The 21909-nt window shown below is 69.3% G+C and carries 14 protein-coding genes and 1 pseudogene; 10 read left to right on the top strand and 5 right to left on the bottom strand.

What is annotated here, in order from left to right; all coding sequences use genetic code 11:
- Both ACYVD1_RS31885 and ACYVD1_RS31880 read left to right on the top strand, forming a co-directional pair.
- Window positions 1-375: pseudogene (locus ACYVD1_RS31885) on the top strand (cytochrome d ubiquinol oxidase subunit II); the annotation flags it as partial.
- 639 nt (window positions 376-1014) lie between these two features.
- A complete protein-coding gene (locus ACYVD1_RS31880) occupies window positions 1015-1287 on the top strand; it encodes a hypothetical protein (protein ID WP_460778179.1) in 273 nt (90 codons plus the stop codon).
- A gap of 729 nt (window positions 1288-2016) precedes the next feature.
- Here ACYVD1_RS31880 and ACYVD1_RS31875 read toward each other — a convergent pair.
- The 3 genes from ACYVD1_RS31875 to ACYVD1_RS31865 form a co-directional block, all read right to left on the bottom strand.
- The gene (locus ACYVD1_RS31875; protein ID WP_460749997.1) at window positions 2017-2286 is read right to left on the bottom strand and encodes a DUF6406 domain-containing protein; all 270 of its coding nucleotides are present in this window, start codon (window positions 2284-2286) and stop codon (window positions 2017-2019) included.
- Window positions 2287-2466: 180 nt separating this feature from the next.
- The gene (secA2, locus tag ACYVD1_RS31870) at window positions 2467-4773 is read right to left on the bottom strand and encodes an accessory Sec system translocase SecA2 (protein ID WP_460778178.1); all 2307 of its coding nucleotides are present in this window, start codon (window positions 4771-4773) and stop codon (window positions 2467-2469) included.
- Window positions 4774-4915: 142 nt separating this feature from the next.
- On the bottom strand, window positions 4916-5530 hold the full coding sequence (locus tag ACYVD1_RS31865) for a GTP-binding protein (protein ID WP_460749986.1): 615 nt from the start codon (window positions 5528-5530) through the stop codon (window positions 4916-4918).
- A 1305-nt stretch (window positions 5531-6835) separates the two neighbouring features.
- Here ACYVD1_RS31865 and hisS point away from each other — a divergent pair.
- The 4 genes from hisS to ACYVD1_RS31845 all read left to right on the top strand — a co-directional run bounded on the left by hisS (window position 6836) and on the right by ACYVD1_RS31845 (window position 14770).
- On the top strand, window positions 6836-8155 hold the full coding sequence (hisS, locus tag ACYVD1_RS31860; RefSeq protein WP_460778177.1) for a histidine--tRNA ligase: 1320 nt from the start codon (window positions 6836-6838) through the stop codon (window positions 8153-8155).
- A gap of 188 nt (window positions 8156-8343) precedes the next feature.
- On the top strand, window positions 8344-10794 hold the full coding sequence (locus ACYVD1_RS31855) for a helix-turn-helix transcriptional regulator (RefSeq protein WP_460778181.1): 2451 nt from the start codon (window positions 8344-8346) through the stop codon (window positions 10792-10794).
- A gap of 165 nt (window positions 10795-10959) precedes the next feature.
- Window positions 10960-13461: a LuxR C-terminal-related transcriptional regulator gene (locus ACYVD1_RS31850; protein ID WP_460778180.1), complete on the top strand. Its 2502-nt coding sequence runs from the start codon at window positions 10960-10962 to the stop codon at window positions 13459-13461.
- A gap of 460 nt (window positions 13462-13921) precedes the next feature.
- On the top strand, window positions 13922-14770 hold the full coding sequence (locus ACYVD1_RS31845; RefSeq protein WP_460778176.1) for an AMP-binding protein: 849 nt from the start codon (window positions 13922-13924) through the stop codon (window positions 14768-14770).
- Here the strand turns inward: ACYVD1_RS31845 and ACYVD1_RS31840 are convergent.
- Window positions 14767-15282: an ATP-binding protein gene (locus tag ACYVD1_RS31840; RefSeq protein WP_460778175.1), complete on the bottom strand. Its 516-nt coding sequence runs from the start codon at window positions 15280-15282 to the stop codon at window positions 14767-14769. The two genes, ACYVD1_RS31845 and ACYVD1_RS31840, sit on opposite strands and share 4 nt — an antisense overlap.
- 726 nt (window positions 15283-16008) lie before the next feature.
- On the opposite strand from ACYVD1_RS31840, the gene ACYVD1_RS31835 reads away from it, so the two are divergent.
- The 4 genes from ACYVD1_RS31835 to ACYVD1_RS31820 are packed head-to-tail and all read left to right on the top strand — an operon-like array spanning window position 16009 to window position 21141.
- Window positions 16009-17610 (top strand): ABC transporter substrate-binding protein, encoded by a 1602-nt coding sequence (locus tag ACYVD1_RS31835; RefSeq protein WP_460778174.1) that lies wholly within the window; start codon window positions 16009-16011, stop codon window positions 17608-17610.
- Between the two features lie 44 nt (window positions 17611-17654).
- Window positions 17655-18590 (top strand): ABC transporter permease, encoded by a 936-nt coding sequence (locus ACYVD1_RS31830; RefSeq protein WP_460749963.1) that lies wholly within the window; start codon window positions 17655-17657, stop codon window positions 18588-18590.
- Complete coding sequence (locus tag ACYVD1_RS31825) at window positions 18587-19480, top strand: ABC transporter permease (RefSeq protein ID WP_460778173.1); 894 nt, start codon at window positions 18587-18589, stop codon at window positions 19478-19480. The genes ACYVD1_RS31830 and ACYVD1_RS31825 overlap by 4 nt, the downstream gene beginning before the upstream one ends.
- Window positions 19477-21141, top strand: coding sequence for an ABC transporter ATP-binding protein (locus ACYVD1_RS31820; protein ID WP_460778172.1), 1665 nt, complete (start codon window positions 19477-19479; stop codon window positions 21139-21141). The genes ACYVD1_RS31825 and ACYVD1_RS31820 overlap by 4 nt, the downstream gene beginning before the upstream one ends.
- 106 nt (window positions 21142-21247) lie before the next feature.
- Here ACYVD1_RS31820 and ACYVD1_RS31815 read toward each other — a convergent pair whose 3' ends face one another.
- Window positions 21248-21712 (bottom strand): hypothetical protein, encoded by a 465-nt coding sequence (locus ACYVD1_RS31815; RefSeq protein ID WP_460778171.1) that lies wholly within the window; start codon window positions 21710-21712, stop codon window positions 21248-21250.
- Window positions 21713-21909 lie beyond the last annotated feature (197 nt).

Here is a 21909-nt window from a genome sequence, read left to right as displayed (position 1 = left end):
GCCACCCGGGGCCTGGCCCGGACGGCGCTGGGGGCCGTCGTGGCGGCAGCGGCCGCCGCGGTCGCCTTCGGCGGAGTCGACCTGGACCGCCCCGGTACGGCGGTGGTGCTGTTTGCCGCGCTGCTGGCCTCCTTGGCGGCAACCAGCGGGCTGACCGGACCGATGCTGTCCCGGCATACGTCGGCGCTGGCCATCGCGGTGCCCGGGCTGCTGGTCGCGCTGTCCGCCCCGTTGCCGTCAGCGGACATCCCCGGCATGACCGGGGTGTTCGTGTGGTCGGTGCTGCTGCCCACAGTTCCGGTCATGTTCGTCGGTCAGGTTTGGCTCTACCGAATGACACGTCGGCCGGCGGCCTCCCCTACCTTCTTCGCCTGAAGGGTGATTCGGGGAAACCGCAGTTCAGCACGGGACCGGCTGGGCTACTCAGGGACGAGGCGACCGCGATCCCCAAGGTCATGGAAAGGCAGGTTCCGCACCATGGGTTGGGAAAGCCGGGCAGCGGGCATTCCCTGTTGCGGGAACGCGCCCGTGACGCCGCCTCCCGGCGGAGGGAGGACTCCGGCGTGATCGCGCACGGGTGCTGCGTCGAGCCCTGAGGAGGGACTGTGGCCCACCCCCTGACGAGACCTCCGCACCTGAGCGGCTGCAACTGCGGATCCAGCTGCGGCTGCGGCTGCCAGAGCGGCGGTTCCTGCAGTTGTGGCGGCGGCTGCGGCTGACCGGACCATGGAAGCGGGTCCGCGCGGCCCGGTTCCCACCCCTTCCAGCGGGCCGCCCCTCCCCTTGGGGGCGGCCCGCGCACATATTTCCGGCCGACGCACACCTTTTTCGGGCCAGGCCACTTCCCGCGTATCGCGACATTGTGCGACGATTTGTGTACGCTGAGTCACAGCGCTTTCCTTTCGGGGGAGCCGCTGCGTATCCACCCGTTGGGGGAGATCAGCGATGCCGCCGTTCACCAGACCAGTGACACGGAGGGGACGCCCCTCCGAGCACACGAGGCTGCTCCAGTGTGTGCAGGGAATCCTGGAGCGCTCCGATCGCGCAGTCCCTTGGGAACCGGATACCGTCGGGCTTCCCGACGCCCGCTCCGACAGCGCCCTGGCCCGCGTTAACGACCTCGCCTTCTACGCGAACGCCCGCAACGAGGTGTCCGCGCTGGCCGGAGTCTGCGTGGACCTCCTGCTCCTGCACAGCCCGGATTCGGGGGAAGGGTACGACTGCCAGGGCTGCGGACTGGCCTGGCCCTGCCCCACCTTCGACGAGATCGCGCGCCTTCTCAGCTGACCCGGCCACACCCGCTGGGCCCGGCCGCATCCTCGACCGGCGGCACACGGACACACTCCCGAAACACGGACGTCGCCCGCCGAAGTCGGGGCGCGATCCGACTTCGACGGGCGACGGTCCTTCGGTTCGCCTGCCGTCAGCGGCACCCCACGACCGAACTGTTGGGTGCCCTCACCGGGCGAGGCTTACGCAGAGGCTAATACTGGAACTCGTTCTACCGCAAGACCCGAGCGCCACTCGGTTGGCACGAAAAGCCCAGCGAACAAGAGGACACGGGTCACCTGGAACAAGATCTACTATGCCTGGGGGCTCCGGAGCACAGGGGAAGGCCAGGCCCAGGGGCGGGGGACAGCCCCTGGGACCGACCGCGAGTGACAGGCGCGGCAATCCACAACTCTCGGTGAGCGAGAGGCCCTCCCGACCGCGTCGAGGGCGCACCATGCACCACTGACGTTAGCCAGGCACCGGTAACGCGAACACCCCCCTTCAGATAACTGGAGCGTCTCGATTCCCCCCCGGGAGTATCCTGAACACCCCTCGTGACCTGCGATAACCCAGTAGTGCCAACGGCTGCACACAGACCACCGCCCCCTGGGCAAGCAAAAAGCCCCCGCCGGACAAACCGAAAATGGAAACGCTCCGCAACAACCGGAATAAAGGCTGCAGGGGGTTGCAGTTCCAACGGGGGCATAAATGGTTCTTCACCCGGATCATCCCGGGGAAGACCGGTCAGCTAATCCTGGTCGCCAGCAGGTACGCGCCTGGCGAATCCGCGTCGACGATTTCCGTAACCCTCCAGGCCTGGCCACCGACACTGAACACATCACCCACACGAACATCGACCATGGGCGTGGGGCGCCAGTCTTTCGGCCCGCCGATTTTCGCCACCGGCAGACCGTCATCATCGGTCCAGAAGCTCCCTCCGCCAACGGGCCCTCCCGCGAAGCGGTCGTTGCGCCCGTAACTGATCTTCTCCTGCGCGCCGATCTCGTGGACCACCGTCGATTCAGTCCCAACCGTCTCAGATTCCTTTGAAAACGCATCCATTTTAACCCTCCCGAGCCCTTTACACAGAGAACCGGCGGCCCCGGCTTCGCGTTTCAGCAGACGAACCGACAAAAGTAATGCGCGGGCCGGGACTTTAGTCCCGACCCGCGCATATGGCGATGCGAAGAATTCTCAGTCGTCGCTCGACGAACCCCGGCCGCCCTTGAGCCTGCCCACGAGCGTCTCCAGGGCCGAGCTGAACGGGTGGTCGTGCACCATGTAGGTCCACGTCATCGACGGGCGCTTGACCCCGACCGAACCCACGTCGAGCTCACCGTCCACCACCTCGAGCTCGTCGAAGGTGGTCGCCGCCCTGGCACGGGCGTCGTCGAGGAAGCCCTTGAAGACCGGCACGGCCTCGCGGTTGAACTCGTCCAACGGGTCGCGTCGGCCCAGGAAGCGCAGGTGGATGCCCTCGCGCAGTTCCGAGAGGAACGCGTTGTGGTCGGTCCAGCCGCGGTCCAGGTGGTACAGGGTGATCAACCGGGCGGCCTGCGCGACCCGCTCGGTGTCCAACTCCTCCACCAGCTCCTCGTGGCGCTCCTTGCTGTCCTTGGCGATGTGCTCGTCGCCCAGGTTGCCCGTGAGGACCAGCTCGCGGTGCTCCAGGACCACGTCGCGCTGCACGTCGATGAGCTTGTTGTACCGCCACGTGTTGCGGTGGACCTCCAGCAGCTGCCCCTCGGAGACCCGCTGGGCGTGGTCGACCATGCCCAGCCAGCCCTCGTCGGTGATCTCGCCGTCGGACGTGGTCTGGTAGCCGGTGGTCTCCGGGGCGTTGTTCACCAGCAGGTCGTCGTCCATGCTGACGAAGAACACGGAGTCGCCGGGGTCGCCTTGGCGCCCGGCGCGCCCACGGAGCTGTCCGTCCAGGCGGCTGCTGGGGTAGCGGCCGAAGCCCATCACGAACAGGCCGCCAGCCTCCACGACACGCTCGCGGTCGGACATGTCGCTGCCGCCGAGCCGGATGTCGGTACCGCGGCCGGCCATCTGGGTGGACACCGTGATCGCACCGTAGGTACCGGCCTCAGCGATGATGGAGGCCTCGTTGGCGTCGTTCTTCGCGTTGAGGACCACGCATTCCAGACCGGCCTCGCGCAAGCGGTCGGCAAGGAGCTCGGACTCGGCGACGTCCTGGGTGCCGATGAGGATCGGGCGGCCGCTCTTGTGGACCTCCTCGACCCTGGCGATGAGGCCGTCTTCCTTCTCCTCCCGCGTGGCGTACAGGCTCGTGCCGTGGTCCTCGCGGATATTCGGCTTGTTGGAGGGGATGACCGCGACCTCGAGTTCGTAGAACTCGCGCAGCTGCTCGGCGACGGACATCGCGGTACCGGTCATACCGCCGAGCGTCGGGTAACGCAGTACCAGGGACTGGACGGTGATCGAGTCCAGGACCTCGCCGGTCTCGCTGACCGCCACCTTCTCCTTGGCCTCGACCGCGGCCTGCAACCCGTCCGGCCAGCGCTGGAGCAGGGCGATCCGGCCCCGCGACTCGTTGATCAGCCGCACCTCGCCGTCACGGACCACGTAGTGGACGTCGCGCTGGAGGAGTACGTGTGCGTGCAGGGCCAGGTTGACCTGCGGAAGCACCGAGGTGTCGTCCTCGGAGTACAGGTCGACGCCGTCCAGGGTCTTCTCCACCGCGTCGATACCTGCGTCGGTGAGCTGGACGTTGCGCCCCTCGCCGTCGACCTCGTAGTGGAGGCGCGGTTTGAGGCCGCGTACGACGTCGGCCATCTCGACGTCGGCCGGGACGCTCTCGGCCGCGCCGGCCAGGACCAGGGGCACCCGGGCCTCGTCGACGAGCACGGAGTCGGCCTCGTCGATGATGGCGACGTGGGGTTCGGGGACGACCCGGTCGTCGATGTCGGTGACCATGCGGTCGCGCAGCACGTCGAAGCCGAGTTCGCTGACGGCGGCGTAGGTGACGTCGCAGCCGTACGCCTCCTTGCGCTGCTCGACGGTGGACTCCTCGCTGATCCAGCCGACGGTCACACCGAGCATCTTGTACAGGGGGCGCATCCACTCGGCGTCACGCTTGGCGAGGTAGTCGTTGACGCTGAGCAGGTGGACGCGCTTGCCTCGCAGGGCGAACCCGGCCGCGGCGAGGGTACCGGCGAGCGTCTTGCCCTCACCGGTGGCCATCTCCGACACGTGGCCGTCCAGCAGCGACATGACGCCGAGGAGCTGCACGTCGAAGGGGCGCTCGTCGAGAGTGCGCAGGGCCGCCTCGCGGCCGACCGCGCACAGACTGACGAGATCGTTGGTGGAATAGGGCAGCTCGGCGTAGCCGAGCTCGATGGCCTTCTCTGTCAGCTCGGCATCGCTGAGTTCTCGCAGACCCTCCTCTTCGGCCTCGATCGCCGGCAGGAGCTTGGTATAGGGCCGCAGGTCCACCGCACCGGGCTTACCCAGTAGGCGGCGGACGCTTTCCGCCATTCGTCCGAACACCACGCCAGGGTAACGCCGGACACAACTGATTGGTTCCCCACGGGCGGCCCCTTGTCGTCAGCAACGGCACGAAACCACCCCATAAGGGCTGTGGGCCGCGGGTACCCGGGGGCCGATGCCCGGGGCCGGGTCAGACGAGCTGGCGCTGGGTCCGCTGCCGGGCTTCCAGGGCCATAGCGTGTTTGACCAGGGTCACCAGGACCCGAACCACGGACCTGCGGTCGCGCGCGTCGCAGTAGACGACCGGGACTTCCGGTGCCAGGTCGAGGGCGTCACGCAGTTCTTCGGCGCTGTAGGCCATCTCGGGGTCGAACTCGTTGACGGCGACGACGAAGGGCAGGCGGTACTGGCGCTCGAAGTAGTCGAGGGCCTGGAACGTGTCCTCAAGGCGCCGGGTGTCCGCGAGGATCACCGATCCGAGGGCGCCGCGCACGAGGTCGTCCCACATGAACCAGAAGCGCTGCTGTCCCGGGGTACCGAACAGGAAGAGGGTGAGGTCGGTTTCCAGGGAGATCCGGCCGAAGTCCATGGCCACCGTCGTGCTGGTCTTGTCCGGAGTGTGCGAGAGGTCGTCCACACCCGCGCTGGCCGCGGTCACCGCGGCCTCGGTGCGGACCGGGGGGATCTCCGACACAGCCCCGACGAACGTGGTCTTTCCGACCCCGAAGCCCCCGGCGATGATGATCTTGGTGGACAGCTCGGTGGGTGCGTGAACGTTGTTCGTGCTGTTAGCTGAGTGGATCACAGTTTGTCCTAGCGAGAGTGCCGGGCCTGCACGGACAGTTGGCTCACACGACCCGGTCTGGAGGGGCGCGGTGCTCCCGGGACCGGTACCTCCGAGAGAACGACCGCACAAGGAACCTAACACCGGAAGGGCGCTGGAATCCGGGGTTTCGGCACAGTGGGGCACGAGGTCACAACCCAGACGAGCGTGCAGGTTTCGGTCGTCGGACAGAGGGAGGGGCCCCAAGGTCGGATGTCCACCTCGTGGCAGGGAGTCCGCCTCTCCCGACGGACCGTAGTCAGACAAGCACATTCCTGTACCCCGGCAGGTCGACTTTACGACATTGTGAGCGGCCATTTTCGGCCGCTTTCGGCCGCGCCAATCCCTGTCCGGCATGGCTCCCGCCCTCTACGGTGGAGAACAAGGCACCCACCGAAGTGCGGTCGCTACGGACTCCTGGCACGAGGACGCGACCACCACGGGGCCTAGGCGGCGCCTTGGGGCGCACGACCGCCACCGACGTCTCGCTCTTCGACGTCGGACCGGCCGTACTCCCCCGTCGGGCGCTCCAACAACCCCACCGGCCCACAACCGTCCACGTGGGCCGGTGGCGGTTGTCGTGCTGTGTTTGTTTTGGGCCTCCGCCCGCCCGTCGCCCACCACCAGCCCTCAACGGCGCCTACGGCGCGGTCTTTGTCAGGGCTAGGGCGTGTTCGGTGGATGCTGCCCGTCGCGAGCGGCGCATCCAGTGGTGCTGGCACAAGGCCGAAGAAGGAGTTCCCCTACTGTGCGCTGCCTCGCAAGCTCGGCAGCATCGCACAGCGGGGGCCCGCCCGGGTTCGGCTGTCGACTGAGAGATGCGCAGTGCAAGTGCCGCTGGGGCGACGCACAGCAGGGTATGTGTCCGCCGAACATGCCCCAGGGGCTTGACTCCTCTTGCGCTGTGCTTGCTACAACCCAGACTCTCCGGCGCTCGAACGGGCACCCCCTGTGGTTGCGCTCTGCGACATGATGCTCGCTATGGCCAAACGGATCCTTCAGGGCATCCCACCGGGAGTGACGCATTGCGGAAGGTACTTGCTTTAGCGCAGCAGAGTCTTCGCGGTATTGCCTGGGGCTGCTCTTTGCGGGAGGACTCCTGGTAGCTCGCGCGGAAGGTTCTGTGGCCGGCGTGGAAGCGGGGTGGTGGCTGGCGCAGTAGGGAACGGACTCCAGCGGGGTGCGTAGGATGGTCGGGCCCCCTCCCCGAACGGCGCAGCGCGCCTGTTGCCGGGTCGAGGGGCTGTCACTTCCATACGTATCTCCCAAGGGAGCCGAGAACCCCACATGTCCGATCAGCGCGTCGTCCGCCCCACTCCCATCAGCGGTTTCCCCGAATGGACCCCACAGATCAGGGCCGTGGAGCAGCGCTGGCTGGACCATATCCGGGCCGGATTCGAGTCCTTCGGCTTCGCCTCCGTGGAGACCCCCTCGGTGGAGAACCTGGACGTACTGATGGCCAAGGGCGAGACCTCCCAGGAGGTCTACACCCTGCACCGCCTCCAGGCCGACGACGCCGATGACTCCGACACCAAGATCGGTCTGCACTTCGACCTGACCGTGCCCTTCGCGCGGTACGTCGCCCAGCACTTCAACGAGCTGACCTTCCCGTTCAAGCGGTACCAGATGCAGCGCGTCTGGCGCGGTGAGCGCCCCCAGGAGGGCCGCTTCCGCGAGTTCACCCAGTGCGACATCGACGTCATCAACGTGGACTCCGTGCCGCTGCACTTCGACGCCGAGCTGCCGCGCATCGTGCACCGGGTACTCAGCGGGCTGGACATCCCCGCGTGGACGCTCAACGTCAACAACCGCAAGGTACTCCAGGGCTTCTACGAGGGCCTGGGCGTCAAGGACCCGATCGTGGTCATCCGCGCCGTGGACAAGCTCCACAAGATCGGGGACGACGGCGTCCGCGAGATCCTCGAAGGCGAAGGGCTGACCGCCGAACAGATCGAACCCTGCCTGGCCCTGGCCCGTGTGAAGGGCTCCGGACCCGCCGTGGTGGAAGATGTTCGCGCGCTCGGGGTGGCCTCCGAGCTCCTCGACGAAGGCCTGGAGGAGCTCGCCTTCGTCATGAACGACCTCGCGGACCTGCCCGAGGGCAGCGTGGTCGCCGACCTGTCCATCGCGCGCGGCCTGGACTACTACACCGGCACCGTCTACGAGGCCTCCTTCGACGACGATCCCGCCTACGGCAGCATCTGCGCGGGCGGGCGGTACGAGGACCTCGCCGGCCAGTTCATCCGCAGGCGGCTGCCGGGCGTGGGCATCTCCATCGGCCTGACCCGGATCTTCGCCAAGCTGGTCGCCGAGGGGAAGGTCCAGGAGGGGCGGGTCTGCCCCACCGACGTCATGGTGGTCGTGCCCAACGCCGAACAGCGCCCCGAGGCGCTGCGCACCGGCGAGCTGCTCCGCGAGCGCGGCTTCAAAACCGAGGTGTTCCACTCGACCGCCAAGGTCGGCAAGCAGATCCAGTACGCCTCGAAGAAGGGCATCCCCTTCGTCTGGTTCCCGCCCTTCGAGCAGGGCGGGGAGCACGAGGTCAAGGACATGGGCAAGGGTGAGCAGGGCACCGCCGACCCTGCCGTGTGGACCCCCGAGGGGTAGCCTCCGGCAGCCCGCCGAGCATGCCCTAGCAGGTTGTGCTCCGGCACGGGCGATTTCCGACCGCTCGTGCCGGAACCGGCCATTCCCGAGACACGTACGGGGACCGGGTGCCAGACTGGGACCGGCTGTACTCCGCGACGTACTGCGCGTACGACGCGGGCCGATTCGGTGTCCTAGTAATCGAGGCCATGTCTCCTCCCCGCCACAACCTGCCCCTGTCCGCCGGCGAATTCATCCGGTTCGTCGGACGTGAACGCGACATCGTCGACCTGGGCCGACTGCTCGGTACGGCCAGGATGATCACGCTGACCGGTACCGGCGGGATCGGAAAGACCAGACTTGCGCTCCACCTCGCCGAGCGCGTACTGCGCCGGTTCCCGGACGGTGCGCGTTTCATCGACCTCAGCGAGGCCTCCACCCACGACCAGGCGCTGCGCACCGTCGCCGCGGGCCTCCACGCGGTCCAGGACGACACCAGATCCATGATGGACGGCGTCATCACGGCGCTGCGCACCCAGCACCTCCTGTTGGTCCTGGACACCTGCGAGCACGCCGTCGGACCGATGGCCGAGCTGTGCCAGGCCGTCCTGCGCGACTGCCCGCGGGTGCGGATCCTGGTGACCAGCCGCCAGCCCCTGCACGTGCCCGAGGAGAACATCTGGCGGGTCCCCCCGCTCTCCCTGCCCGCACGCCCCACCCCGACCGACCCCTACGCCGCGGTCCCGGTACCCCTCCCCCGGCGGGACGCCCAGCGCTACGAGTCCGTGCGCCTGTTCCTGACCCGTGCGCACGCCGCCCGCGCGGGATTCGAGATGACCCGGGAGAACTCGGGCTACGTCGCGGAGATCTGCCGCATGCTCGACGGCATGCCGCTCGCCATCGAACTGGCCGCGGCCCGGGTACGGGTGCTGTCCGTCCAGCAGATCCTGCGCCGCCTCGACGACCGCTTCCAGCTCCTCACCAGCGACGGCACGGGCAACCTGCCCGCGCGCCAGCGCACCCTGCGCGCCGTGTTGGAGTGGAGCCACGACATGCTCACCGACTCCGAGCGCCTGCTCCTGCACCGGTTGTCGGTGTTCTCCACCTGGTACCTGGAAGCAGCCGAGGACGTGTGCTCCGGCGAGGGGGTGGACCCCTCGGACATCCTTCCGCTGCACTTCTCGCTCCTGGACAAGTCACTGGTGGTGATGGACGCTGAGATCGACGGCACCGCCCACTACCGGCTCACCGAAACTGTGCGCGCCTACGCCGGCGAACGCCTGGGCACCGACGGCGACCACCGCTGGGAGCGGTATCTCCGCTTCTGCGTCACCCGCCTGGAAGAGGCGGCCAAGAGTGTCGGCGCCCCGCAGTCCTGGGAGGAGCGCCTCGGTCGGCTGCGCATGTACGACCACCACAGGGACAACCACGCCCGGGTGGTGGCGTGGGCGCTCTCCAAGGGCCGGGTGGACGAGGCCCTGCGCGTGTGCGTGGCCCTGCGCGGCTACTGGCTGGTCCGGGACCTGTCCTCGGAGGGCAGTCGGCTCCTGGAACTGGTCCTGGCGTGCGCGCCCGACGAGCAGGCGCCCCCGCTGCGGGCACGGGCTCTGGCCCTGCACGCGGAACTGCGCTTGGACGTCGATGCCGCGCCCCGGGTGTCCACCCTGGCCTTGTGCGCTCTGGAGGCGGCTCGGGCCTGTCGCGAACCCATGGCCGTGGCCTCGGCCCTGGTGACCATGGCCACGCTCTCCCTGCGCACCGGTGACACGGATGGGGGCGAGCGACAGGCAGCGCAGGCGCTGGAGTGGGCCGAACGGGCCGGAGACCCGATGACCGAGGGAACCGCCCGGCGGGTGCTCTCCCAGCTGGCACGTCACCGGGGAGACACCGAGGAGGCGGTCAACCACCTCGAGGAGGCCTCCACAGCCGCTCGGGACCTGGGCGACCGGTGGGGTGAGGCCCGGTGCACGCACGAGCTGGGGACGATCTCCGCCGAGGCAGGTGCCCACGACCGGGCCCGCGCACTGCTCACCGAGGCTTTGGAGGTCTTCGAGGAGCTGCCCTCGGACCCCGCGGCCGCGCAGTGCGCCGCGGACCTGGGCAGGCTGCACCTGTCCGCGCGGGACACCCTGGCCGCGCGCGAACCGCTCGCCCGGTGCCTGCGGGTGAGTTTCACTTCTGGCCGTCGGCTCGCTGTGGCGCACGCATTGGAGGCTCTGGCCGAGTTGGCCCTGGCGGAGGAGGAGCCGACGCGCGCAGCGGCCCTGGCCGGGGTCTCGGCCGATCTGCGGACCGCCCTGGACCGGCCGTCGGCGAAGACCGTCCGACTGCGCTCGACGGTGGAGCGCCGGGTCGGATCAGGTCGTGCCAACGAAGCGTGGAACGCCTGGCGCTCACTGCCCCTGGAGCAGGTGCGCGACCGTGCCCTGGCCTTTCCCCGACCACCGAGTCCACGCCTGACCGGCCCGGAGTCCCTCACTCCCAGGGAGAGCGAGATCGCCGTGTTGGCCGGGCGCGGCCTGTCCAACCGGAAGATCGCCGAACGGCTGACGATCAGTCAGGCCACCGCCGCCCGCCATATCGCGAACATCTTCAGAAAACTCTCGATTTCCTCCAGGACGCAGTTGACCGGCTGGACTTCACACCGGGAGTCCGGCTGAAGGGGAGGCGTTCGTGCCGGAGCACTTGCACAGTGCGCGTGCACCCGCTAAACCAGAAAGCCCAAGCACCACTGCCCACCTCGACGATGTCCGCCCTCGCCACACCTCTCCCCGCCCCTGTGAGACCACCCCCGACAGCCCCTATTTGTGAAGGCCATGGCACCTTTGACCGCGCCCGCGCGGCACAATCTCCCCCGGCCGGGCACCAGCTTCGTGGGCCGGGAGCGAGATCTGAGCGATCTGCTCCGCCTGCTCGGCTCCAGCCGGTCGGTCACCCTCAGCGGGCCCGACGGGGTCGGCAAGACGCGGCTTGCGCTGCGTGTGGCCGAGCAGTCCACCGTGTCCTTCCCCGACGGCGTCTGGCTCGCCGATCTCACCGACGTTCGGACCGCTTTGGAGGTCCACGCCAAGATCGCCGATGCCGTGGGCGTGTACGAGGAACCCGGGCAGCCCCTGTCCACCACCGTCAACGAAGCCCTGCGCGACCGGCGGCTACTGCTGTTGCTGGACTCGTGCGAGCACGTGGCCGACACGGTGCACGAGGTCGGTGAGGCGCTCCTCTCGGAGTGCCCCGCGGTGTCGGTCCTGCTCACCAGCGAGGTCCCGGTGCGCCTCACCGGCGGGACGGTGTGGCGGGTCCCCCCGATGGCCCTCCCCGCCGCGGTGCGCCACGCTCCGCCGCCCGACCCGTCCGACGCGGAGTCGGTGCGCCTGTTCACGGACCGCGCCCGGACACGCGACCCCCGGTTCAGCCCTTCCCCGGAGGACTTGGAGGTCGCGGCGACCCTGTGCGACCTGGCCGGCGGCGCCCCCTTGGGGATCGAGGTCCTGGGCGCGCGGGCACCCGAAGTCGGTATCGGGACGCTGGTCGAAGGACTCCGTTCCCACCTGGCCTCGCCGGACTTCCAGCCCGGCCCCGGGCAGGCGGTCTCGCGCAGCCAGGTCCTGCCGCTCGTGTTGGACTACGTCTACCGGAGCCTGCCCGAGCCCGAGCAGGTGCTGTTGCGCCGCCTCTCGGTCTTCCGGGGTTGGGACCTGGAGCTGGCCGAGCAGGTGTGCTCCGATGAGTCGCTGCCCGAGACGGCCGTCCTCGACCTGCTCACCTCCCTGTTGGACCGGGCTCTGATCACGGTGACGGGCGAGTTCGAGGGACGGGTGCGCTACCGGCTGTCCGAGGCGGTGCGCCGGTTCGCGTCGGATCGGCTGATCGCCGCTGACGAGGGCGAGGTCTTCCAGGACCGCCTGCTGACCCGCATGCTGAACCTGGCGGAGGACCTGGGGAACAAGCTGGAGTCGAGCCGGTCGATGCCCTGGACGGAGCGGGACTCCGGCCGCCGGCGGGTGGTAGCCGAATACGACACGCTCAGGTCGCTGCTGCACTGGTCGCACCAGCGCGGGGCGGCCGAGTCCGGCCTGCGCCTGTGCGTGAGCCTGGTCGCGCACTGGGTGAGCCACAACAACTACTCCGAGGGCGCCCACTGGATGGACCGGCTGCTGGCGCTGGAGGAGACCGCCAAGGCGCCGTCACGCGCCCGGGCCTACGTCGGCCGGGCCCAGTTGGCACGTGTCCGCAGGGACCACGCACTGGCCCGGGAGACGGGCGAGGAAGGACTGCGGCTGTGCCGCGAGGCCGGGGACGACGTCTTCGTGCGCACGGCCCTGAACCTGCTGGCACTGGTGGCGGTACGCGAGCGCGACCCGGACCGGGCCTCGGTCCGGGTGGAGGAGGCCCTCCGTCTGTGCCGCGAGGCCGGTGACCTGTGGGGCGAGGCGATCGCTCTGGGGACCCGGGCGGCCCTGGAGTCCCAGCAGGGCGACTACCCGGCCGCGGACCAGCACTACAACGCAGCCCTGGCACTGCTGCGCGGTATCGACCACCGCTGGGGTGTCGGTGTGACCCTGATCGGGCACGCCCGCGCCGCGGAGGCCAACGACGACCTGATGACGGCCGACCGCTGTTACCGGGAGGCCCTGGACACCCAACGGCTCATCGGCGCGGTGGCGGAGGAGGCACGCTGCCTGGCCGGTATCGGCCGGGTGGCGCACGCGCTGGGTTCGACGAGCCAGGCGTACGACTACCTGAGCGAAGGGTTGCTCCTCAGCCACGGCAGCGGGCAGCGTGCCGAGGCGGCCCGGGCGCTGGTGTCGATCGCCCGGGTGGCGTTCGGTTCGGAGATGCGGGAGTCGGCCTGCCGCCTCGCCGGTGCGGCGACGGCGGTGCGGGCCCGGGTGGGCCTGGCGGCGCACGGGGCCCCCTGGCCGTTCGTGGACGTGGAGCGGGTCCGGCGGCGGCGTCGGCACATGGTGAGGTGGTGGGAGCAGGGATACGTCCTGGGGCAGGCCGAGGCGGTCCGAGAGGCCGAACGGCTGGCTGAGGAGGGCCGGCGCCCCCAGTCGGCCTCTTCCCGGCGTTCCCGCAGCACCGGTGAACAGCGGAAGGCCGTCAGGCCCTCCCCCGAGTCGACGGACCCGCGTGAGCTGCTCACCAAGCGGGAGCTGGAGATCGCCCGTCTGGTGAGCACGGGCAAGAGCAACCCCGAGATCGCCAAGGCCCTGTTCATCACCTCGGCCACCGCGGCCAGACACGTCGCCAACATCAACCGCAAGATGGGCTTCCACTCGCGCACGCAGATCACCGCGTGGATCGAACGGCACCGGACGGACTGACGACCCGCCGCGGGTACACCCCGGACCGACCGCCCCTCGGACGATCCGGGCCATCCGGACAGAAAGCACCGCCTCGACGGCTCCGACCGTCCCGGGGTTGTGTAGTACCCCCATGCCCAAGAATCTACATATGCACATGCATGGCAAGATGCATGTGCATATGGCTGTGAACGCGCTAGGCTACAAGCCATGGGACATCACGCTCTTGGCACTGTTCGAACAGGGCCTCGCGCGTCCCAAATACGGCCGTCGGAGTCCGAGCCGAACACCGGGTCTCCGTCGCGCCGTCGGTCCCGGGGCGCCCCCGGGACCGGTGGGCAACCGTGCCGGTGCGAGGGGGAACCTGGGGAGGGTCCTCGCTCCGAACGACCGGCACGGCGCTTCCGGGCTCGCCACGTGGAGGGGGCGTGACGAGCCCGGAAGGCACACCCGCCAGAACCACCACCGACTGGGGGAACGCATGGGGGTAGGGCTGTCTTCTGGAACCGGACGACCGGGACGCCACCTGCCGCGTCGGGACGACCCGATCGGCTCACTCACGGGTGGACTGCGTGAGCGCTTGCGCCTGCGGCCGGGCCGGGGCGGGACCATCCGGGGTAGATCCGGTCGGACCGGAGCACTCGCCTTCGCCTCGACCGTGGAGGAGGCCGCCGCCGGGCTGAGCCGCCGGGGCCTGTGCCTCGGCGACGTGGTGGGCGTGCTCGCTCCGGTGGGCCCGGAACGCTTCCTCGCTTCGTACACGGTCATGGCGGTCGGCGGTAGAGCCCTCGCCCTGGCCCCCGACTCCGACCTCGACACCCAGTGCGCGGCGCTGGCCGAAACCGACGCCCGGCTGCTGATCGTCAGCGAGGAGCTGGCCGGTCGGGCCTTGGAGCTGGCCGAACGGTCCCGCGTCCGGCAGGTGATCACCTTCGGATCCGCCATGGGCGCCACACCGTTCGCCGAGCTACTCCTGCCCAGCCCCGACGGCAACGGCTACAGCCCGGCACGCGGGCTGTTCGACAACGGCTTGCTGGGATACGAGACCACCGGGAACGGCATACTCGCGACGCTGCACACGCACCACGAGCTGCTGGCCAGGTTCGCGGTACTGCGCGAGGAGTTGGCGCTGACGGCGGACGACGTGGTCGCGGTGGACGACCGGGGGGACGAAGCCGACCGGCTCGTGCTGGTGGCGCTCGCGCTGTGGACGGGGGCGTGTGTGGTGGCCGGGGCCGGGTGCCCGGTGCCGGAGGGCCGTCGGGTGACGGTGGCGTGCGATCCCGAGCCGACGCGGCTCTGCCTCCCCCACCCGGGTGGCGTGGCCTAGGTGTCGGCGGCCTCTTCGTCGATCTCGAACCAGGCCACGTGGGTCGCCTCGCTCCAGTACTCGCCGCTGCGCGTGGCGCAACTGTCCACGATCAGCTTTCCGCGCCCGTAGTCGTCGCCGTCCGCACGGCTGTGGCCCTCCGCATCGACTGGGTCACGCGCCCCCTGGTCTGCGACGGCTACGCGGAGACGGCTCGAGTCGGAGCGGATGAACAGGGTCATGACACCGCCGCTCTGCCCCGAGCGCGAGTGCAGCAGGGCGTTGGTGGCCAACTCGCTGACGGCGAGCTCCGCGTCGTCCAGCGCCCCTTCGCCGTGTCCGATCCGGGTCAGGAACTCACGCACCCGGGCGCGGATGGACCGCACAGCGGTCAGGTTTCCCGCACAGCTCCATACGGTGTGGTCGGTGACCCCACCCGTGAGGTCGTCCACCTCGATCGTCTGTGCGGTCGATGTCGCGGCGTCTGGGGCATCCGCGGGCACGTAGTCCCGGAGTTGCCTCGCCTCAGCCATCCGGTCACTCCAATCACCCGCGACGGGCGCGCGGGTTGCGCGGCCTGCACTCACCTTAGACAAGGGTGCACCGGATCCAGAACAACACACCTCGGTTTGTGCCGCTGGGGATTGGTCACAAAACCCCGCCCCGTGTCCTCCCCGATATGGACAAAGGAAACAGCCCTGACCCCAGGCGCATCCATGTGAGGTGTAACACGCTGGCAATACCTGACCGGCAGCACCCCCTGCCCTGGCCGCGCCTTGACCAATAACGATAACCGTTACCGACAAACCACGCCCCCGGCACCCCATCGATCATCCGACAGTCATCACTCTGTGTGATCGAAAATCAGCCCAAAACGGAAGATTCTTTTCTAAACGCCACGGTTTCACTTCCCGGTGACAACAATGGGGACACAACAGTGCGTGGTGAAAACGTGTCACACGGCACTGACACGGGTCAGAAGCTATACGTGCACACCCACGCGCTACACCCACCCTCTTGGCTCGAAACCCCCAGGGCACAGGAGTTCTCAGCGGCACCACAGACACCACCGCTGACAGGCCGGGAGAAACGTCACGGACACCCCCTCAGCTGCTCACAGCTCGTTTGACGCTTCCTGTGGTCCGACTGAGGATCAATGGGGACCGATACTGACAAGCACCCCCCGGGGGCACCCCCCAGCCACCGTCTGTCACCAAGGTGTCGGCCCACCCATGTTCCCTTCCCACACGAGGTGTCCCGTGCCGTCCATGCCCGAAGAGTCCAATACCGCCCTGACCAGCTTGACCTCGCGGCGCTCCCTGCTGAAGGCCTCCGCCGCTGGCGCAGCCGTCGCACCGGTCCTGGCAGCCTGCGGAGGTGACTCCGAGAACGGTGGCTCCGGTGGTGGGGAACCACAGCAGGGCGGCCGTCTCAGGGCCGGTGTCGCCGGCGGCGGCGCCAGCGACACACTGGACGCGCACGACCCGACCGACAACGTCGACATCGCGCGCAACTACGCCCTCTACGCCTCCCTCATGCGGATCGCCAACGACGGCAGCATCGAGCCGTACCTCGCGGAGTCGCTCGAGCCCAACGACGACGGCACCGAGTGGACGCTGGTCCTCAAGGAGGGCCTGACCTTCCACGACGACAGCCCCGTCACCACCGAAGCGGTCGTCTACTCCCTCGAGCGCATCCTCGACCCCGACGACCCCCAGCGCGGCGCGGGCGACCTGGAAGGCGTCGACCCGGAGAAGCTCGAGATCGTCGACGACCTCACCCTGCTCATCCGTGTGGACGAACCGCTGGTGACCCTGCACGAGGCGCTCGCCGAGTACTACAACTGCATCGTCCCGGTCGACTACGACCCCGAGAACCCCATCGGCTGCGGCCCCTTCAAGTACTCCGAGTTCGTCGTGGGCGAGTACAGCCTCTTCGAGCGCCACGAGGGCTACCACGTCGAGGGCCAGCCGTACGTGGACGAGCTCGAGATCATCAACTTCCCGGAGGACGACGCCCGGGTCAACGCGCTCAACAGCGGCAGCGTCGACGTCATCAGCCAGGTGCCGCACTCCCAGGTCGCCATCATCGAGGACGACCCGGACGTGAGCATCCTGGAGTCCGAGACCGGCATGTGGCTGCCGTTCACCATGAACATCGAGGAAGAGCCGTTCGACGACCTGCGCGTCCGCCAGGCCTTCCGTCTGATCGTCGACCGCCAGGAGATGATCGACCAGGCGCTGGCCGGTTACGGGCAGATCGGCAACGACATGTACTCGCGGATGGACCCGTCCTACCCCGAGGACTTCGAGCAGCGCGAGCAGGACATCGAGGAGGCCAAGCGCCTGCTGGCCGAGGCCGGGTACGAGGACGGCCTGGAGGTCGAGCTCGTCACCGGTGACCTCAACGCCGGTGTGATCGCCTCCGCCGAGGTCTTCCAGGAGCAGGCCCGCGAGGCCGGGGTCACCGTCACCCTGCGCCGCGTCAACGCCAGCGACTACTGGAACCCGGAAGAGGGCTTCCCCTACGCCTTCGGCCAGGACTTCTGGAGCGCCCGCAACTACATCACCCAGACCGCACAGGGGTCGATCGTGGGCGCGCCCTACAACGAGACCATGTGGGGCGAGCACGAGGAGTGGCTCGAGCACCTGAACAACGCGCGGCGTGCCGTCGAGGAGGACGAGCGCAACGAGCACATCCGCGAGGCCCAGAAGGTCGAGTACGAGGAGGGCGGCTACATCGTGTGGGGCTTCGTGAACCTGCTCGACGCCTACGCGACCGGCGTGCACGGCCTGGAGCCCTCGGTCTCGGGGCACCCGCTCGGTTCCTACGCCTTCCAGACCATGTGGCTGGAGCAGTAGCGGACGACCGTTCCGAGCCACACGCCCGCCAACGAAAGCTCACCATGACTCGACTCATCGTCGTCCGCCTGTTCTTCGGCGCACTGACGCTCTGGGCGGTGTCCCTCGTGGTCTTCGCGGCCACGCAGGCACTGCCAGGCGACGCGGCCCAGCTCATCCTGGGCCGCGACGCCACCCCGGAGCGCCTGGAAGCACTCCGCAACCAGCTCAGCCTCCACGAACCCGTGGCCGTGCAGTACATGCAGTGGCTCCAAGGGCTTCTCCAGGGCGACCTCGGCACGTCCTTCTCCAACCGGATGCCGGTCGCCGAGTTCCTGGCGGCCCCGGTGCAGAGCTCGCTGACCCTCATGGGCCTGGCGGCCCTGGTCGCGACGCCGATCGCCCTGTTCGTCGGTGCGTTCAGCGCCCTGCGCCGGGACCGCGCCTTCGACCACACGTCTTCCATGGGCACCTTGGTCATCGCCTCCATCCCCGAGTTCGTGGTCGGCATCCTGCTGATCCTGCTGCTCGGCCCGGGTGGACTGGACCTGTTCCCGTCCGTGTACTCGCGTGAGGGCGGTCCCGACCAGTGGGTGCTGCCGGTGCTGACCCTGGCACTCGCCGTGGCCCCGCCGATCGTCCGCATGATGCGGGCGACGATGATCGAGGTCCTGGAGAGCGAGTACGTCCAGCAGGCGCGGCTCAAGGGCATGAACGAGCGCACCGTGCTGTGGCGCCACGCCGCGCCCAACGCGATCGGCCCGGTGGCCCAGGTCGTCGCCCTCCAGCTCGCGTGGCTGGCCGGCGGCGTGGTCGCCATCGAGTTCCTGTTCAACTTCCCCGGTGTCGGCAAGGTCCTCATGGACGCCATCGAGAACCGTGACGTGCCGCTGATCCAGGCCGTGGTTCTGCTCATCGCGGGGATCTACATCCTGGTCAACCTGATCGCTGACGTGATCGGGCTGGCGGCCAACCCGAAGGTGAGGGTCGCGAACCGATGAGTGGACCTTCGACGAGCACCGCCCCCGCGGCCTCCGCGTCCTCGGCGCGCCGCCGCCCGGGGCTCTTCCGAACCGCGTGGCGGTTCGGCCGTACCAAGGTCGGAGTGGTCCTTACCGGCCTCATCGTCCTGATCGCCGTGCTGGGCCCGTTCCTGGCTCCGTACACCGTGACCGAGTTCGTCACCAAGCCGTTCGAGACGGGCGTCGACGGGACGGTGTTCGGCGGTGACAACCGCGGCCGCGACGTACTGACCCGATTCCTGTGGGGCGGTTGGACGCTACTCCTGCTGGCCGGTGCCGCCGCCGCGATCGGTGTGGGCGCCGGGACGGTCGTCGGCATCATCGCCGGCTACCGCCGCGGCTGGGTGGACGACGTCCTCATGCGGACCAACGACGTCCTACTGGCCTTCCCCCAGCTCATCGCCGCGCTGCTGGTGATGTCGATCATCGGCCCGCGTGCGTGGCTGATCGTCGCGGTCATCGCGATCTCGCACATGCCCCGTGTGGCGCGCGTGATCCGCGAGGCCACCCGCAAGGTGATCGAGCAGGACTACGTCAAGGCGGCCGAGGCGATCGGCCTGCCGCGCTGGCGGATCATGACGGTGGAGATCCTGCCGAACGTGACCAGCCCGCTCCTGGTGGAGCTGGGTCTGCGTCTGACCTACTCCATCGGTGTGGTGGCCGTGCTCGGCTTCCTCGGTATGGGTCTGCAGCCGCCGACGGCGGACTGGGGCCTGATGATCAACGAGAACCGACAGGGCATGTCCGTGCAGCCTTGGGCGGTGGCACTGCCCGTGACCGCGATCGCGGTGCTGACCGTCGGCGCCAACCTCATCACCGACGGGCTTTCCCGTGCGGCGATCGGTATCGACCGGGGGGTCGAGAAGTGACGGAGAACGAGAACCCGGAACACGGGAACGGCGAGCACGGCGAAGCCGTACTCGAGGTCGACGGGCTCACCGTGATCGGGCGCCCCTCGGACGTCGAGATCATCAGTGACGTGTCGGTCACGGTGAAGCGGGGCGAGATCCTCGGTCTGGTGGGAGAGTCCGGATCGGGGAAGACCACCCTGGGGCTGTCGCTCCTGGCGCACTGCAAGCGGGCCACGGAGATCACCGGCGGCGAGGTCCGGGTCGGCGGCCAGGACCTGGCCGGGCTGTCCGAGCAGGGGGTCCGGGAACTGCGCGGCCGCGCGGTGGCCTACATCCCCCAGTCCCCGGCCTCCGCGCTCAACCCGGCGCTGCGCTTGCGCACCCAGCTGCGCGAGGCCCTGCACGACCCGGAGCTGTCGGACGAAGACGTCACCGCGCGGGTGCGCGAGGTGCTGCGCGAGGTGGCGCTGCCCGACGACGACGCCTTCCTGCGCCGCTACCCGCACCAGCTGTCCGGCGGGCAGCAGCAGCGGGTGGCGGTCGCGATGGCGTTCGTGGGCCGGCCCCACGTGATCGTGCTCGACGAGCCGACCACCGGCCTTGACGTGACCACACAGGCGCACGTGCTGGAAACCATCCGGGGGATGACCCGCGACTACGGGACCGCCGGGGTGTACATCAGCCACGACATGGCCGTGGTCGCCAACCTGGCCGACGACATCGCGGTGATGTACCGGGGCGATGTCGTCGAGCGCGGGCGCGCCTCCGAGGTGCTGGCCAACCCCCGGCACTCGTACACGCGCCAGCTGCTGATGGCCGTTCCGCTGCTGCGGACGTCCGGGCACGAGGAGCCCGCTCCGGAGGAGGACGCGCCCCTGCTGCGCGTCTCCGGTCTGGCCGCCGGTTACGGGCGCACTCAGGTGCTGGAGGGGATCGACATCTCGGTCTCCCGCGGCGAGTGCGTGGCCCTGCTGGGCGAGTCGGGTTCGGGCAAGACGACCCTGTCGCGTGCGGTGGCGGGTCTGCACCACCAGTTCACCGGCGATATCAGCTTCGACGGTGACGCCCTCGCCAACAGCAGCTACCGGCGCACGGCGGCTCAGCGCCGCCGGGTGCAATACGTGTTCCAGAACCCGTACGAGGCGCTGAATCCGCGCAAGCGGGTGCGGGAGCAGATCCTGGGCCCGTACCGGCACCTCGTGGGCAAGCCCACGGCCCCGGACTCCGTGGTGGCCGAGGCCCTGGAACAGGCCGCCCTGCCCGCCTCCTACGCCGACCGGTTCCCCGAACAGCTCAGCGGCGGCGAGCGCCAGCGCGTGTGCATCGCGCGTGCGGTGGCCACCGGCCCCGACCTGATGGTGTGCGACGAGATCACGTCGGCGCTGGACGTGTCGGTGCAGGCGGAGATCGTGAAGCTGCTGCGGGGCCTGCAGGACCGGGGCATGGCCCTGCTGTTCGTCACCCACAACATCGCGCTGGTGTCGAACATCGCGGAGCGGGTGGCGATCCTGAACAAGGGCGAGATCGTCGAGTACGGCCCCGTCGGCCAGGTGATGTCGTCGCCGCAGCACGAGTACACGCGCGCGCTGATCGCCGACACCCCGGACTTCGAGCTGTCCTTCCCCGGCGCCCCCGAGCGCCTGGGCATGGCGGCGGAGGGTGAGACCGCCGAGAACTAGCCGGCCGGTACCGGTCGGTGGCCGGTCGGCGCCGAAACGAACGGCCGCTACCCGAAGGGGCGGGACGCGCGCGCGTCCCGCCCCTTCGGTGTGTGCGGGTGGGTGGTTAGAGCGGGAGTCCGCCGGTCTGGAAGGCGGCCGCGCCTACCGTTTCCATCGCCGAGTTGGCCGAGAACAGGGCCGTGCTCAGGGCCAGGGCTGGCCAGGCCCACCACCGGCGCGGAGCCCGGTGGCGGCCCCGGGAAGCAGCACGGAACACCGGCGCGGGTTCGGGTGGGGGCTCGACGGCCTCCAGGGCTTCCCGGACCTGCGCGGCTTCCCGCTCGGCCTGTTCCCGCCGCTGGCGGGCGACCGTCACCCAGTGGGGGACGGCGCCGTGTTCGAGCATGTAGGCGACCCGCGGGTTGCACTGCATCTGGCGCAGGAGCCGTTCCCGGCGGGCCCGGTGTGACTCGGGCAGCCCTTGCGCGGGACGCGGGGCTGTCCGGAGGGCGGAGCCGGGGCGGGAGAAGCGGTGGCCCCGGGGCGCGTTGAGCACCGGTCGCAGCCGGGTGTCGGTTGTGGTGGTCATCTCTGGCCTTCCGTTGGACAGCGCCGCCGGGGTGGGGCGGTGTTGGAGGGCGCCCGTTCAGGCGGTGGGTGGCATGGGACCGCCGGGCTTTTTGGGGTTGACGCCCAGGTGGCGGAAGGCGAGCAGGCGCAGAAGCTGGGTACGGGTGGGGGCGGTGATGCGCTCGAAGGGGTCGCCCGGTCCTGACCAGCCGAAGG

This window comes from Nocardiopsis nanhaiensis (assembly GCF_054778635.1).
This window is presented reverse-complemented; position numbering and strand designations above follow the sequence as displayed.